Here is a 14,497-nt window from a genome sequence, read left to right as displayed (position 1 = left end):
TCCGGCGTCAGATCCGCTCCAGGACCTTGGCCAGCAGCGCGCCCATGCGCTCGGCGGAGGCCTTGCCGGCCTCCAGCACCTCGGCGTGGTTGAGCGGCTCGCCGGTCATGCCGGCGGCCAGGTTGGTGACCAGGGAGATGCCCAGCACCTCGGCGCCGGCCTCGCGGGCCGCGATGGCCTCCAGGGTGGTGGACATGCCGACCAGCTCGCCGCCGATCACCCGGGCCATGTTGACCTCGGCCGGGGTCTCGTAGTGCGGGCCGCGGAACTGGACGTAGACGGCCTCGTCCAGGGTCGGGTCGACCTCGCGGCACAGCTCGCGCAGCCGCTTGGAGTAGAGGTCGGTGAGGTCGACGAAGTTCGCGCCGACGATCGGGGAGTCGGCGGTCAGGTTGATGTGGTCGCTGATCAGGACCGGCTGGCCGGGCACCCAGCTGGGGCGCAGACCGCCGCAGCCGTTGGTCAGCACGATGATCCCGCAGCCGGCCGCGGCGGCGGTGCGCACGCCGTGGACGACGGTGGCGACACCGTGGCCCTCGTAGTAGTGGTTGCGGCCGAGGAAGATCAGCGCGCGCTTCTCGCCGATCTTCACCGAGCGGATCGTGCCGGCGTGCCCGGCCACGGCGGGGGCGGGGAAGCCCGGCAGGTCGGTGACCGGGAACTCCGCCACGGTCTCGCCCAGGGCGTCGGCGGCCGGCACCCAGCCGGAGCCCATCACCAGGGCGACGTCGTGGCGCTCGGCACCGGTCAGCTCGCGCAGGCGCTCGGCGGCGGCCTGGGCGGCGGCGTAGGGGTCGGCGGGGACGACCGACTGAGGAGATGCGTTCACGTGTCCGAGGATAGTCGGGAAACGGCTACGCGCGTAGAAGTTCCTGGTACGACGTGCCGGATCGTTACCCGGATGGCCCGCACCCGCACCTGCGGCGCCGCGCGCCCGTCCGGTCGGCAGCCGTTCAGAGCCGCTTCGCGCTGCGCAGGCCCTTGGCGTACAGCCCGTTGTCGTCCAGCCGCGCGGTGCCGCCCTTGTCGCCGAAGGTCGGGCCGTCCGCCTCCTCGCGGCTGGAGAGGTACCGGGGGTGGCCGTCGGTGTCCAGGCCCAGGTAGATGCCGGTGTGGTCGAGCCGGGCGCCGGTGCGGGCGTCGATCTCGAAGAAGACCAGGTCGCCGGGGAGCAGCGGATCGGTCGAGGCGGGCCGCACCGTGGTGTCCGAGCCGGGCACGGTGGTCAGCGGCAGCACCGGCACGCCCGGTCCCGTCCGGGCCAGGCCGTTGGCGGTGCGCGGCAGGCCGGGGCCGGGCGCGTCCTTGGACAGCAGCGGGTAGCCGGAGCGGTAGCCGTACACCATGCGGACGAAGCCGGAGCAGTCGAACGCGCCGTAGCGGGTCCGGTCCGGGCGCTTGGTGACCTTGTCCGCGAAGGTGTACGGGACGCCGAGGTAGTCCAGGAAGTCGGTCTGCTCCAGGCGCAGGTCGTTGCCGGACGAGCCGTCGGGGTTGAGCGGGCCGAACGAGGCGTCGCCCCGGAAGCGGACGCCCTTGCCGTCCCGGGCCTCCGGCGCGCCCGCCAGGTACTGGGTGGCGACGGCGAGCACGTCGTCCTCGGTGGAGCCGAGGTACCGGCCGAACCAGGTGCGGAACCAGGCCTCGTCCTCCGCCCCGGCCTTCCAGGGCTGCGGCATCAGCCGCACCCAGCTGTCGCCGGTCAGCACCGCGCTGGTGGTCCCCGGTTCGGTGAAGGTGCGGCTGGGGCCGGTCAGCACGGCGGTGCGGGCCCCGTCGGTGAGGGTGGCGAGCACGCCGCCGCGGGTGTCGCGCACCACCGTGCGGTCGGGGCCGGTGAGCCGTTCCCAGCGCGGGCCGGCCGGCGCGGCGGCGGTGCCCGCGGTTCCGGCGGCGGGCGTGGCGGGAGCGGTGAGCAGCGGCGCGGTGGCCCCGACCGGGGCGGGCTGCCGCTCGCGCTCGCGCAGCTGGACGGTCAGGTAGCCGCCGGTGACCAGCAGGGTGGCGGCGAGGCCACCGCTGAGCAGGGATTTCCGGGTGACGGGCATGGCGGTTCGGGCTCCGGGGGATCAGGTGCCGGGCAGGGCGCCGAGCAGCACGCCGGCGGTGAGCACCACGTAGGTGGCGAGGGTGACGGTCGTGGTCGCCATCAGGGTGGCCGCCCGGGGCTGGCGGACCAGCTGGTAGGCGATCAGGCCGGGGACGATGAAGCCCAGCGTCTGGTTGGCGTAGAGGGTGGGCAGCTCGTGCTGGAGGACCAGCGTCACGGTGGCCTGGAGCAGGACGCCGATCAGCACCACGGCGGCGAACAGCCGCTTGCCGTAGAGGATCACCAGCTTCTGGACCACCCGGGTGGCCAGGTAGGCGAGCACGGTGACGCCGGCCACGATGGCGACCCGCTGGAGGTCCTCGACCAGGGTCAGGGCCAGCCAGCCGGGGGTGATCATGCCGCCGGGGGAGAGGTTGGTGGTCAGGTAGCAGACCAGCGAGAAGACCAGCCCGAGCGCGATGCCGAGGGCGGCGATCTCGGGGGTGAGCTCGGTGGGGATCACGGCTGGTCTCCGTAGCGGCGGTGGTGGGGGTCGTCGTTCGGGTCGTACGGGCCATAAGGGTCGTACGGGTGGTACGGGTGGTACGGGTCGTACGCCTGGGAGGGGACGGCGGGGGCGGTGGCCGGCTCGAACCAGGAGTCGGGCAGCGGCTCGGGGACGTACGCGGGCTCGTGCACGGGCTCGTAGGCCGGTTCGCGGAGCCCGCCGGCCTCCGGTTCGTCGTCCGGGGCGAGCCGGGCCAGCTCCTCCAGGAACAGCTCGCCCTGCCCGTGGATGTTGCCGATCGCGACCAGCGAGGAGTCGGGGCCGAGCGCGTCCAGCAGGTCGGCGGTGAGCCGCGCCGGGTCCCGCCGGTCGCCGCCGAGGTCGACCACCCGCCCGGACCAGCCGGCCGGGACGGCGTCCCGGGCGCTCCTGGTGGGGTGGCCGATCAGGAAGAGCGTGTCCGGGTCGAGGTCCGGCACGATCTGGCCCATCTGGCCGTTGCGCTCGACCCGGTCCGGCCGGCAGTTGACCACCACGTGCAGCGGCCGGTGGATCGCTCCCAGGCCCTCCAGCTGGCGGACGTTCATCAGCGTGGACTCGGGGTCGTTGGCGGCGAAGACGTTGGCGAACCGCAGCCGCTTGCCGTCCGCCGTCCGGTACCGCTCGACCGAGAGCACCCCGGGGTCCGGCGGCGCCGCCCACATGCCGCGCAGCGCCGTCTGCCGGTCCACCCCGAGGAGTTCGGCGACGGCCAGCGCGATGGCCACGTTCTCCTTGAAGGTGAACCAGCTGAAGCCGCGCAGCTCCTCGTCGCTGACCGACTCCGGGTCGACCACGATCAGCTCGCAGTCCCGCTTGGCGGCCTCCTCACGCAGGATGTGCGCGCGCTCCCGCTCGGCGGTGACGCAGACGCCGCCGACCGGCATCGAGCGCGACAGCGAGCGGGCGACGTCGTCCAGGGTGGGCCCCATCTCGGCGAGGTGGTCCTCGCGGACGTTGCACAGCACGCCGATGGTGGAGCGGATCAGCTTGGTCTGGTTGACCTCCTGGAGCGCCGGCATGACGGCCATGCACTCGATCACCAGCGCGTGCGGCCGGTAGGTGGCGGCCCGGCGGACGATGCCGATCTGCTCGACCACGTTGGCGATGCCGAACTTGCGGTAGACCGGCTCCTCGGTGGCGTCCGGGTGGATGAACCGGGCGGCGGTGCCGGTGGTCTTGGCGACGGTGACCAGGCCGCCGCCGCGCAGCGCGCCCGCGCACAGCCGGGTGATCGAGCTCTTGCCGCGGATGCCGTTGACCAGCACCCGGGTGGGGATCTGGTCCAGCGCGGCGAAGTGCCGGCGCTGTTCGACGATGCCGGCCACCAGCAGGACGGCGCAGCACACCAGCAGCACGAGGTAGAGGAAGAGCACGGGTCCCTCTCAGAAGGCGGTGGCGGCGGGGGCGTGGTGCCCGGCCCGCGCGCGGTCGGTGCGTTCGCGCTCGGCGCGCTCCAGGTCCTGGCGGATCAGCTCCAGGCTGCGGGCGACGGCGCCGACCTCGTCGTGGTGGACGGGGAACAGGACGGTGCGGCGGTCCCCGGCGGCCAGCGCCTCGGCGCTCGCGGTGAGCCGGCGCAGCGGCAGGCCCACGGCGACGTACAGCCAGCCGAGGCAGAGCGCGGCGGCGGCCAGGCCGAGCATCCCGGCCAGGACGGCGCGCCGGTCGGCCCGGTTCTGGTCGAGGTGCAGCCAGGACACCGGGTGGGCGCTGACGACGGACCAGCCGAGCCGGGCGACGGCGCCGCGGCCGCCGAGCGGGGCGGCGGCGAGCAGCACCGGGTCGCCGCCGGTGCGCACGACGTCGGCGGCGGCGTGCTTGGCGGCGCCGCCGGGCGGGGTGCCCGCCGAGGTGTCAAGGACGGCCCGGGCGCGGCCCTCGGGGAGTTCGCCGAAGGAGGCGTAGGCCCCGTTGGCGGCGAGCACCCGGCGGCGGTCGTCGAGCAGCCAGACCCGGCCGAGGCCGGGGCGTTCGAGCAGGCCGCCGAGGAAGTCGGTGCGGAACTCGCCGACCAGCACCGGGCCCGGTGCCTGCGCGTCGTCCGGGACGGCGTCCGCGGCGTCGGCGGCTCCGGCGGCCGCGGGGGCGGCGAGCGGTGTCCGGGCGGCGATCCGGGGCTCCTTGCCGGAGCTGTTGAGCAGCAGCACGCCGCCCGGGCCGAGCGCCCCGGGCCCGGTGCGGTGCGGCTCCTCGCCGGCCCGGGCGAGCACCTCGCCGCCGGGGCCGAGCACGTACAGCGCGCGGTAGCGCTCGTGCCGGGCGAGGGCGGTGCGCAGCAGCGTCCGGGCGGTGCCGACATCGGCGGCGGCGAGTTCGGGGGCGAGCGCGCGCAGGTCCGCGTAGCCCTCGTTGAGGGCCTGGCGCAGCCGGTCGGCGGCGTTGTCGGTGCGGTCCCGCTGGCCGGCCACCACCTGGGTGGGGACGCGGACCTCGCCGTCGTTGCCGCCGAGCAGCAGCAGCGGGGCGGACCAGCCGAGCACGACGGCGGCGCTCAGGCCGAGCGGCAGCGCGGCGCCCGGCCGGCGGCGCCGGGGCGCGGGTACGGGGGCGGCCGGCGGGCGGGCGGGGTCGAGGAGCTGGCGCCGCAGCTCCTCCAGGGCGCGGGCGATCCGGCCGGCCTCGCCGCGCCGCGGGCCGCGGACCGGCCGGTCCAGCTCGCCCCGGGTGAGCCGGCGGGCGTCCAGGAAGAGCCGCAGCAGCGGGCGCTGGAGGGTGCGGCGCAGGAACAGGGCGAGCAGCAGGGCGAGGGCCAGCAGGGCGCCGGCGGCGGACAGGCCGAGGGCCGGGTGGCGCAGGCCGGCGGCCTTGCCGTCGACGGTGCCGGTGGAGACGACGGTGAGTCCGAGCGCGGTGGCCGGGTCGTGCGCGTCGGCGCCGGCGACGGACGCCCAGCCGGCCACCCGGCGCACGCCCCCGGGGTCGGCGCCGCCGGCCGGGCTGCCGGAGGCGGCCCCGGTCGGGGCCTGCCCGGGGAGGGTGCCCCGGACGGTGGCGGCCAGCTGCCGGGCGGCCTCGTCGGTGAGCGCGGCGCCGGCGGTGTCGAGCACGGTGCCGTCGGCGCCGAGGACCTGGATGGTCTGGCCGTCGCGGGTGGCGAGGGCGGGCAGCCGCAGGTTGTCGGAGGCGACCAGCAGCGCCCGGCCGTCGTGCGCGGTGGTGACCAGCGCGAAGGTCAGCAGCCGGGTGCCGGCGGCGGAGGGGACGAGCAGCGGCGCGGGCGCGGTGTCGGTGACCCGGCCGAGGTCGAGGCCGGCCAGCGGGACGGTCTCGCCGCGGGCGGCGAGCAGCCGGCCGGTGTCCGGGCGGACGATCACCGTGCCGCGCCACTTGCGGTACGCCGAGCCGAGCGCGGCCAGCACCTCGGTGGGCTCGGCGGGCGCCCGGTCGTAGCGGGCGGCGGAGCGCAGCAGGTCGGAGCTGTTCTCCCGCAGGCCCGCCCGCAGCGACAGGGCGGTGTCCTCGGCGGCGTACTGGTGGGACTCGCGGACCGCCTGGGGGGTGTCGTCGACCCGCAGGCCGCCGACGGCCAGCGCGGTGATCGCGGCGACGGCCGACAGCAGGACGAGCAGCAGGGCGATCGGCGGGCGGATGCCCCCGAGCAGCGGCATGTCGGCCCGGCGGCGATAGCGGTGCTGCCGCGGAGGGGTGGGGGCCGTGCTCACGGGTAGGGGCCTCGTCGGGAGTCGGGTCGGGTCCGGGTGCCTCGGGCGGCAGTGCGCCACCCACCCCTGGAGCCCCACCGCGAACCGGGCGGGCCCGGCCGAAGCCTCAAAAGCGTACGAAGAGGTTCCGGTTATCCCGTCTCGTAACGGTCTCGGATCGGGGAAGGTTCGATCACGATCGATGTCGATCATGGAGTCGCTGTTGCGCGCGGTAGGTTCTCCCCTCGTGGAGAGACGGGGAACGCGACGCGCGGTGCGGTGGCCGGTGGCGGTGCTGGCCGTCCTGGCGGCCCTCGCCGCCGGGCTGACCCTGGCCGCCCGCGGTCCCGCGCGGCACCCGGCGGCCCCGGCGGCCTCCGCCGCGCCGGCCCCCGCGAGCCCGGACGGCCCGCGCCCGGTGGACCTCGCCGCCCGGGTGGACGCCTACACCGCCGCCTTCGCCGTCGGCACCTACACCGCCCCGGACCCCGCCCAGCGGCGGGCACTCGCCGACGCGGTCCTCCAGGCCGTCGACGGCCGACTCGGGCAGGCCGACCGGACGCTGGCCGGCGTCGGCTACCGGCTCACCGAGTTCACCGAGGCGGTCAGCGGACGGCGCACGGCCGAGATCGCCGACGCCTCCGGGGCGGACCCGCGCGGCTGGGGCCGGATCTACCTGGACCTCTCCGCCCGGACCGGCTGGACCGTCCAGGTCCCGCACCCGGTGGCCGACCTGCGCACCGAGACGCTCGGCGCCGCACTCCTCCAGCGGGCGCCCGGCGGCGTGCTCGTCCTCGCCGGCGCCCACCGGCGGGCCGGCACCGACGGGGCGGCGGACGCCGCGCACCGCGACGACACCGTCTTCGCCGCGGTCGTCGGGGCCCTCACCGAGCGCGGACTGCCCGGCCTCCAGTTGCACGGCTTCGACGAGGACAGCCTGCCCGGCACCGACGCCGTGGTCTCCGCCGGCGCCGGGGCGGCCGGCCGGGACGCCGAGCGGACCGCCGACGGGCTCGGCGCGGCGGGACTCGCGGTCTGCCGGGCCTGGCAGGAGAAGTGCGGGCGGCTGGAGGGCACCACCAACGTCGAGGGCCGCTTCGCCGCGGGCCTGGGCGTCACCTGGCTGCACGTCGAACTGGCCGCCCCGCAGCGCACCGACCCGGCCCGCCGCGCGGCGCTCGCCGAGGCCCTGGCCGCGACGGTCGGGCCCTGGAGGTAGCGCAGGCGCCTCAGCAGGGGCGGCGGCGCAGGTCCAGCACGTAGTCGTCGGGGGCGCCGGCGCTCTCCGCCGCGTCCGCGATCAGGCCCAGGTAGCGGGCCGCGGGCAGGCCGCCCTCGTAGTCGTTCAGCACGTACGTCCAGACCGGCACGTCGCCGTCCAGGGTCTGCGCCCGCAGCTTGATCTTGCGGTAGATGCCGAGCTGGACGCCCTCCCAGCGGTCCAGCCCCTCCTCGTCCATCGGCGCCACGTCGTACAGCGAGACGAAGACCTGCTCCTTCTCGTCCTCCACCACCGTGGCCAGCGAACCCTCCCAGCCGAGGTGCTCGCCGCCGAAGGTGAGCCGCCAGCCGGACAGCCACCCGGTGCCGCGCAGTGGCGAGTGCGGGGCGCGGCGGGTCATCTGCCGGGCATCGAGGTTCGTGGCATACGCGGCGTAAAGGGGCATGGGGGGAAGCCTACGTTCACCGGCCGATCCGACAGAAGCCCCGACCCCGGCGTGGCAGTGCTCCCGGCGTGCGGGACAATGGTTGACGTGACTCGGATCGTGATCATCGGTGGCGGACCCGGCGGCTACGAGGCGGCGCTCGTCGCCGCTCAGCTCGGCGCGGAGGTGACCGTCGTCGACCGCGACGGCCTGGGCGGATCGGCGGTGCTCACGGACTGCGTGCCGTCGAAGACGCTGATCGCGACGGCGGAGGTGATGACGACCTTCGACAGCTCGTACGAGGAACTCGGCATCATCGTCGCCGACGACACCCCGCACATCGACAGCCCGGCCCGGGTGGTCGGCGTCGACCTGGGCAAGGTCAACCGGCGTGTGAAGCGCCTGGCCATCGCGCAGTCCCACGACATCACCCAGTCCGTCACCCGCGCCGGCGTCACCGTGCTGCGCGGCCGCGGCCGGCTGGGCACCGGCGGGCAGGCCGTGGACGGCTCCCGCGAGGTGCTGGTGGACGCCCCCGACGGCAGCGTCCAGTCGCTGCGCGCCGACGCCGTGCTGATCGCCACCGGCGCCCACCCCCGCGAGCTGCCCGACGCCCAGCCCGACGGCGAGCGGATCCTCACCTGGACCCAGGTCTACGACCTGGAGGAGCTGCCGCGCGAGCTGATCGTGGTCGGCTCCGGCGTCACCGGCGCCGAGTTCGCCGGCGCCTACCAGGCGCTGGGCTCCAAGGTCACCCTGGTCTCCTCGCGCGACCGGGTGCTGCCCGGCGAGGACCCGGACGCCGCCGAGGTGCTGGAGGAGGTCTTCCGCCGCCGCGGCATGAACGTGATGAGCCGCTCGCGCGCCGAGAGCGTCAAGCGGATCGGCGACACCGTCGAGGTCACCCTCTCCGACGGCACGGTGATCGAGGGCACCCACTGCCTGATGGCGGTCGGATCCATCCCGAACACCGCCGGCCTGGGCCTGGAGGAGGCCGGGGTCAAGCTCAACGACTGGGGCCAGATCCAGGTCGACCGGGTCTCCCGCACCACCGCCCCCGGCGTGTACGCGGCCGGCGACTGCACCGGCGTCTTCATGCTCGCCTCGGTGGCGGCCATGCAGGGCCGGATCGCCATGTACCACGCGCTGGGCGACGCGGTGCAGCCGCTGAACCTCAAGACGGTGGCCTCCAACGTCTTCACCGACCCCGAGATCGCCACCGTCGGCTACACCGCCGCCGACGTGAAGTGCGGCAAGATGGACGCGGTCGAGGTCAAGCTCCCGCTGCGCGGCAACCCGCGCGCCAAGATGCAGGGCATCCGCGACGGCTTCGTGAAGCTCTTCTGCCGCCCCGGCACCGGCATCGTGGTCGGCGGCGTGGTGGTCGCCCCGCGCGCCAGCGAGCTCATCCACCCCATCTCGCTGGCGGTGGACGCCAATCTGACGGTCGAACAGGTGGCCAGCGCCTTCACCGTCTACCCGTCGGTCTCCGGCTCCACCGCCGAGGCCGCCCGCCAGCTCCACATCCGCAAGCGCGACGAGGGCGAATCCTGAGCCCAGGGCGCTCAGTTGGGGGCGGTCGCCGTTCGGCGGCCGCCCTCCGCGCGTTCCCGGCCGTCACTCGGACGGCGGGCGCAGTTCCGGATCGCCGACGGCGCGCATTGTACGGTCACGCGCCGCTCCGGCGTGAGCAATTCCCGCTACTAGCAGCAAACGCCTGAAAGCAGACGGTCACGCAGGTTACCGTCGGTTCTGTGTTTGCAGCAGAACGTCGCCAGTTGATCCTCGAAATGGTGCGCGCCAACGGAGCGGTCTCGCTCCGGGAGTTGGCCCGCGTCGTCCAGACCTCCGAAGTGACCGTGCGCCGCGACGTGCGGGCCCTGGAGGCAGAAGGGCTCCTCGACCGCCGGCACGGCGGCGCGGTGCTCCCCGGCGGCTTCAGCCGCGAACCCGGCTACCCGCAGAAGACCCACCTGTCCGCCGCCGAGAAGAGCGCCATCGCCGATCTCGCCGCCGGTCTGGTGGAGGAGGGTGACGCCGTGGTGGTCGGCGCCGGCACCACCACGCAGGAACTCGCCCGGCGCCTGGCCCGGGTGCCCGGGCTGACGGTGGTGACCAACTCGCTGCTGGTCGCCCAGGCGCTCGCGCACGCCAACCGGGTCGAGGTGGTGATGACCGGCGGCACCCTGCGCGGCTCCAACTACGCCCTCGTCGGCAGCGGCGCCGAACAGTCCCTGCACGGGCTGCGGGTGACCAAGGCCTTCGTCTCGGGCAGCGGACTGACCGCCGAACGCGGCCTGTCGACCTCGAACATGCTCTCCGCGAGCGTGGACCGGGCCCTGGTGCAGTCGGCCGCCGAGGTGATCATCCTCGCCGACCACACCAAGCTCGGCGCGGACAGCATGTTCCCGACCGTCCCCACCGACACCATCACCCGCCTGGTCACCGACGAGCTGGCGACCGCCGACGACGCCACCGCCCGCGAACTCGACGCGCTCGCCGACTGCGGCGTGCAGATCGACCTCGCGCCGCTCGGCGCCGCGCCGTCCGGCGACGCCCCGGTGCACGGCACCGGCAGCGGGCCCGTCCACCAGACCCAGCCCGGTCCGATGGCCCGCCGCGCCGTCCCGCCGCCCCCCGGCGGCGCCGCCCCGCTGCCCGGCCAGCGCCGGCCGGGCGTGCACGGCCCCGGCGGGCCGGGCGGCCCGGGACCGCTGCCGGCCAGGCTCGCCGAACTCGGCCTGCCGCGCGGCCGCTGAGCCCCCCGGCGGCCGCGGGCACCACCCGGACCGCCCGCACCACCGCTGTCGCCCGCAGCACCGGTACCGCCCGCACCACCGCCGACAACACGACCGGTCCGCACACCCGTAGGTGTACGGACCGGCGGCGGAAGACGCGGGAGGCGTCAGTCCTTGATCTCGCAGAGCGCCGCGCCGCTGGAGACGCTCGCCCCCACCTCGGCCTTGAGGCCGACGACGGTGCCCGCCTTGTGCGCGTTCAGCGGCTGCTCCATCTTCATCGCCTCCAGGACGACGATCAGCTCGCCCTCCGCGACGACCTGGCCCTCCTCGACGGCGACCTTGACGATGGTGCCCTGCATCGGCGAGGCCAGCGTGTCACCGCTGACCGCCGAGCCGGCCTTCTTCGCGCCCACCCGGCGCTTGGCCTTCGCGGCCCCCGCACCGGCCGCCGGAGCGGTCGAGACGCCCAGCGAGGACGGCAGCGAGACCTCGATCCGCTTGCCGCCGACCTCGACGACCACGGTCTCCCGGCCCTCGGCCTCCTCGCCCTCGCCGGCCGCACCGGCGAACGCGGGGATGGTGTTGTTGAACTCGGTCTCGATCCACCGGGTGAAGACCTTGAACGGCCCCTCGCCGCCGTGCACCTCCGGCGCGAACGCCGGGTCGGTGACGACCGCCTGGTGGAACGGGATGGCGGTCGCCATGCCCTCGACCTTGAACTCCGCCAGCGCGCGCTTCGCCCGCTCCAGCGCCTGCTTGCGGTCGCGGCCGGAGACGATCAGCTTCGCCAGCAGCGAGTCCCACGCGGGGCCGATGACCGAACCGGTCTCCACACCCGAGTCCAGCCGCACGCCCGGCCCGGACGGCGGCGCGAACAGCGTCACCGTGCCCGGGGCCGGCAGGAAGTTGCGGCCCGGGTCCTCACCGTTGATGCGGAACTCGAACGAGTGGCCGCGCACCTCCGGGTCGTCGTACCCGAGCTCCTCGCCGTCCGCGATCCGGAACATCTCGCGGACCAGGTCGATCCCGGTGACCTCCTCGGTGACCGGGTGCTCCACCTGCAGACGGGTGTTGACCTCCAGGAAGGAGATCGTGCCGTCCACCGCCACCAGGAACTCGCAGGTGCCCGCGCCCTGGTAGCCGGCCTCCTTGAGGATGGCCTTCGACGCCCGGTAGAGCTCGGCGTTCTGCTCCGGGGTCAGGAACGGCGCGGGCGCCTCCTCCACCAGCTTCTGGTGCCGGCGCTGCAGCGAGCAGTCACGGGTCGAGACGACCACCACGTTGCCGTGCTTGTCGGCCAGACACTGGGTCTCCACGTGCCGCGGGTTGTCCAGGTAGCGCTCGACGAAGCATTCGCCGCGCCCGAAGGCGGCGACCGCCTCGCGCACCGCGGAGTCGTACAGCTCCGGGATCTCCTCCAGCGTGCGGGCGACCTTCAGGCCGCGGCCGCCGCCGCCGAACGCCGCCTTGATGGCGACCGGCAGGCCGTGCTCCCGGGCGAACGCGACGACCTCGTCGGCACCCGAGACCGGGTCCGGCGTACCGGCCACCAGCGGGGCACCGGCGCGCTGCGCCACGTGCCGGGCGGTCACCTTGTCGCCGAGGTCGCGGATGGCCTGCGGCGGCGGGCCGATCCAGGTGAGGCCCGCGTCGATCACGGCCTGGGCGAAGTCGGCGTTCTCCGACAGGAAGCCGTAGCCGGGGTGGACGGCGTCCGCGCCCGAGTCGGCGGCGGCCTGGAGGACCTTGGCGATGTCCAGGTAGCTGGTGCCGGGGGTGTCGCCGCCCAGCGCGTAAGCCTCGTCGGCCGCGCGGACGTGCAGCGCATCCCGGTCCGGCTCGGCGTAGACGGCGACGCTGGCGATACCGGCGTCCGAGCAGGCACGGGCGACGCGGACGGCGATTTCCCCGCGGTTGGCGATGAGCACCTTGCGCACTGTGGCTCCCTTCTTGAACCTCGTTGAGTTTATGGATTCCTGGGCGGTACCGGCGAGTAGCCCCAGGTTGTGAACTATCCCACACGGAGGGTGATGCGCCCGGACGGGTGGTGGGCGGCCCGACGGGAGTCCTCGCAGGTGGTGGTGGGTGCGATGGTGGCGGCCCGGCGTTCGCGCTCGGTGACGGGGGCGGCGTGGCGCGGCGGTGGCTTCGGCCACACCCCAGCCGTTCGCGAGTCGGACTCAAGCGGTGGCGGCGGACGCGGGGGCCGGGGCGGCCGGTGCGGGCGCGCCCGGCGGGGCCGGCGCGCGCTCCAGGGCCCGCTCGGTGACGTCGGCGACCTGCTCGACGACGTCGGGGCCGTAGGCGGCCGGGTTGACCACCTTGAGCAGCAGCGCGAAGGTGCCGTCCGTGCCGTACCGGCGGGCCAGCCGGCGGTGGTGGGTCACCAGGTGGCGGACCCCGGCGTGGTTGGCGACGCCGGTCTGTCCGGAGACGAGGAAGACGGGGCGGCCGTCCCCGGGGGTGGCCAGCCGGGCCAGCAGGACGTACTCCCCGGCCTCCGCGTCGGCGGTGTAGGACCGGTCGCCGACGGTGACGGTGTTGTCCAGCACGGCGTGGTCGCCGGAGAACGTCACCCCGGGCAGGCCCCAGGCGAGGTGGGCGGCCATCCGCTCGTTGGAGACGGGGCCGCCGAAGCAGAGCTCGGTCCTGGTGCCGAGGCCGCGCGGCGCGGCGTCGTGCGCGACCAGGTCGGCGTGCGCGCCGCACTCCTTCACCAGGGCGGCCAGCTCCATCAGCGCGTAGGCGTCGCGCCGGGTGACCGTCCGGGGGTGGGCGCCGGTGCCGATGCTGCGGTTGACCACGATCAGGCACTCGCTGCCGGCGGGCAGGCCGAGGAAGGCCCTGGCCCGCTCCAGCCGGCGTCTTCGGCGCAGGCTCTGGCCGAGCCAGCCGAGCGCGGCACTGATCGCGCTGGCCAGCAGGCCCAGCAGCACGTTGAGCAGACTGTCGGTCATCCGCTCGCCACCTCCCCCGTCGCTCCGGAGCGCCGACGTCCGGACGCCCTTCCAGCGTGCATCAAATGAGGTTATCAACGGGTTCGTTGGCGACAATTGGGCCGCTGTTTGGCGCACCGGCGACGGTAGCCGGCGGGGCGGTCAGGTCCAGAGGTCGGTGATCCGGACGTCCAGCTCGGCCAGCAGCGTGCGCAGCAGCGGCAGCGAGAGGCCGATGACGTTGCCCGGGTCGCCGTCGACGCCCTCGACGAACGGCGCCGAGCGGCCGTCCAGGGTGAACGCGCCCGCCACGTGCAGCGGTTCGCCGGTGGCGATGTAGGCGGCGACCTCGGCGTCGTCCGGGGTGCCGAAGCGCACCGTGGTGGAGGCGGTGGCGGAGGACCGCCGGCCGGTGGCGGTGTCGATCACGCAGTGGCCGGTGCGCAGCACACCGGCCCGGCCGCGCATCGACTGCCAGCGGGCGAGCGCCTCGGCCTCGTCGGCGGGCTTGCCGAGGGCCAGGCCGTCCAGCTCCAGGACCGAGTCGCAGCCGACGACCAGTTCGCCGTCGGTGAGGCCGGCGGCGACGGCGTCGGCCTTGGCCTCGGCGAGGACGAGCGCGAGTGCGGCGGGGGTTTCGGCGGTGAGCGCGTCCTCGTCGACGCCGCTGACCACCACCCGCGGGTCGATGCCCGCCTGGCGCAGCAGCCCGAGCCGGGCGGGGGAGGCGGAGGCGAGGACGAGCGTGCGGCGGTCGGTCATGCCCACCAGGGTAGAGGGCCGCCCGGGGCGGCCGTCCGGTGATCCTCAGATCATCAGCAGAACGGCGATCAGGAGGGAGAGCACGGCGAGCACATGCCCGGCCCGGCGCAGCTTGCGCTGCAGCCGCCGGGCTTCCGGGGAGGGCTCGTCGCGGGGGTCTGACCAGAGCATCGTTCCAGGATGCTCCGGCGG

At 75.0% G+C, this 14,497-nt stretch carries 13 protein-coding genes; 3 read left to right on the top strand and 10 right to left on the bottom strand.

The window, feature by feature from the left end; genetic code table 11:
* Nucleotides 1-7: 7 nt before the first annotated feature.
* The 5 genes from ABT238_RS19185 to ABT238_RS19165 form a co-directional block, all read right to left on the bottom strand.
* Complete coding sequence (locus ABT238_RS19185) at nt 8-829, bottom strand: purine-nucleoside phosphorylase (protein WP_350571959.1); 822 nt, start codon at nt 827-829, stop codon at nt 8-10.
* 124 nt (nt 830-953) lie between these two features.
* Nucleotides 954-2,048, bottom strand: a complete 1,095-nt coding sequence (locus tag ABT238_RS19180) for an NlpC/P60 family protein (RefSeq protein WP_350769248.1) — start codon at nt 2,046-2,048, stop codon at nt 954-956.
* 21 nt (nt 2,049-2,069) lie between these two features.
* On the bottom strand, nt 2,070-2,552 hold the full coding sequence (locus ABT238_RS19175) for a poly-gamma-glutamate biosynthesis protein PgsC/CapC (RefSeq protein ID WP_350571957.1): 483 nt from the start codon (nt 2,550-2,552) through the stop codon (nt 2,070-2,072).
* Nucleotides 2,549-3,952 carry a poly-gamma-glutamate synthase PgsB gene (pgsB, locus tag ABT238_RS19170; RefSeq protein ID WP_350769244.1) on the bottom strand — a complete coding sequence of 468 codons (1,404 nt, stop codon included), beginning with the start codon at nt 3,950-3,952 and terminating at the stop codon, nt 2,549-2,551. Before pgsB ends, ABT238_RS19175 begins: the two co-directional genes overlap by 4 nt.
* A 9-nt stretch (nt 3,953-3,961) precedes the next feature.
* Nucleotides 3,962-6,241 (bottom strand): HAMP domain-containing protein, encoded by a 2,280-nt coding sequence (locus ABT238_RS19165; RefSeq protein ID WP_350769240.1) that lies wholly within the window; start codon nt 6,239-6,241, stop codon nt 3,962-3,964.
* Nucleotides 6,242-6,467: 226 nt separating this feature from the next.
* Between ABT238_RS19165 and ABT238_RS19160 the strand changes: the two genes are divergently transcribed.
* Complete coding sequence (locus tag ABT238_RS19160; protein ID WP_350769237.1) at nt 6,468-7,439, top strand: hypothetical protein; 972 nt, start codon at nt 6,468-6,470, stop codon at nt 7,437-7,439.
* Between the two features lie 10 nt (nt 7,440-7,449).
* Here the strand turns inward: ABT238_RS19160 and ABT238_RS19155 are convergent, their stop codons facing one another.
* The gene (locus ABT238_RS19155) at nt 7,450-7,887 is read right to left on the bottom strand and encodes a gamma-glutamylcyclotransferase family protein (protein ID WP_350571953.1); all 438 of its coding nucleotides are present in this window, start codon (nt 7,885-7,887) and stop codon (nt 7,450-7,452) included.
* Nucleotides 7,888-7,965: 78 nt separating this feature from the next.
* On the opposite strand from ABT238_RS19155, the gene ABT238_RS19150 reads away from it, so the two are divergent.
* Together ABT238_RS19150 and ABT238_RS19145 are read left to right on the top strand one after the other, a co-directional pair.
* Nucleotides 7,966-9,420, top strand: coding sequence for an NAD(P)H-quinone dehydrogenase (locus ABT238_RS19150; RefSeq protein ID WP_350571952.1), 1,455 nt, complete (start codon nt 7,966-7,968; stop codon nt 9,418-9,420).
* A 236-nt stretch (nt 9,421-9,656) separates the two neighbouring features.
* The gene (locus tag ABT238_RS19145) at nt 9,657-10,625 is read left to right on the top strand and encodes a DeoR/GlpR family DNA-binding transcription regulator (RefSeq protein ID WP_502884408.1); all 969 of its coding nucleotides are present in this window, start codon (nt 9,657-9,659) and stop codon (nt 10,623-10,625) included.
* A gap of 146 nt (nt 10,626-10,771) precedes the next feature.
* Here ABT238_RS19145 and ABT238_RS19140 read toward each other — a convergent pair whose 3' ends face one another.
* The 4 genes from ABT238_RS19140 to mmpB form a co-directional block, all read right to left on the bottom strand.
* On the bottom strand, nt 10,772-12,544 hold the full coding sequence (locus ABT238_RS19140; RefSeq protein WP_350769230.1) for an acetyl/propionyl/methylcrotonyl-CoA carboxylase subunit alpha: 1,773 nt from the start codon (nt 12,542-12,544) through the stop codon (nt 10,772-10,774).
* Between the two features lie 243 nt (nt 12,545-12,787).
* Nucleotides 12,788-13,564: a hypothetical protein gene (locus ABT238_RS19135; RefSeq protein ID WP_350769227.1), complete on the bottom strand. Its 777-nt coding sequence runs from the start codon at nt 13,562-13,564 to the stop codon at nt 12,788-12,790.
* A gap of 141 nt (nt 13,565-13,705) precedes the next feature.
* Complete coding sequence (locus ABT238_RS19130; RefSeq protein WP_350572558.1) at nt 13,706-14,305, bottom strand: nucleoside triphosphate pyrophosphatase; 600 nt, start codon at nt 14,303-14,305, stop codon at nt 13,706-13,708.
* Between the two features lie 45 nt (nt 14,306-14,350).
* Complete coding sequence (gene mmpB, locus ABT238_RS19125; RefSeq protein WP_350572557.1) at nt 14,351-14,476, bottom strand: morphogenic membrane protein MmpB; 126 nt, start codon at nt 14,474-14,476, stop codon at nt 14,351-14,353.
* Nucleotides 14,477-14,497: the final 21 nt, after the last annotated feature.

Source organism: Kitasatospora sp. NPDC001527, assembly GCF_040298605.1.
Lineage (GTDB): Bacteria > Actinomycetota > Actinomycetes > Streptomycetales > Streptomycetaceae > Kitasatospora.
This window is presented reverse-complemented; position numbering and strand designations above follow the sequence as displayed.

Excerpts from the sequence above, each read along its gene's own strand:
- ABT238_RS19180 (WP_350769248.1), bottom strand. The coding sequence starts at position 2,048 with ATGCCCGTCACCCGGAAATCCCTGCTCAGCGGTGGCCTCGCCGCCACC.
- ABT238_RS19155 (WP_350571953.1), bottom strand. The coding sequence starts at position 7,887 with ATGCCCCTTTACGCCGCGTATGCCACGAACCTCGATGCCCGGCAGATG.
- ABT238_RS19150 (WP_350571952.1), top strand. The coding sequence starts at position 7,966 with ATGGTTGACGTGACTCGGATCGTGATCATCGGTGGCGGACCCGGCGGC.
- ABT238_RS19145 (WP_502884408.1), top strand. The coding sequence starts at position 9,657 with ATGGTGCGCGCCAACGGAGCGGTCTCGCTCCGGGAGTTGGCCCGCGTC.
- ABT238_RS19135 (WP_350769227.1), bottom strand. The coding sequence starts at position 13,564 with ATGACCGACAGTCTGCTCAACGTGCTGCTGGGCCTGCTGGCCAGCGCG.
- ABT238_RS19130 (WP_350572558.1), bottom strand. The coding sequence starts at position 14,305 with ATGACCGACCGCCGCACGCTCGTCCTCGCCTCCGCCTCCCCCGCCCGG.
- mmpB (WP_350572557.1), bottom strand. The coding sequence starts at position 14,476 with ATGCTCTGGTCAGACCCCCGCGACGAGCCCTCCCCGGAAGCCCGGCGG.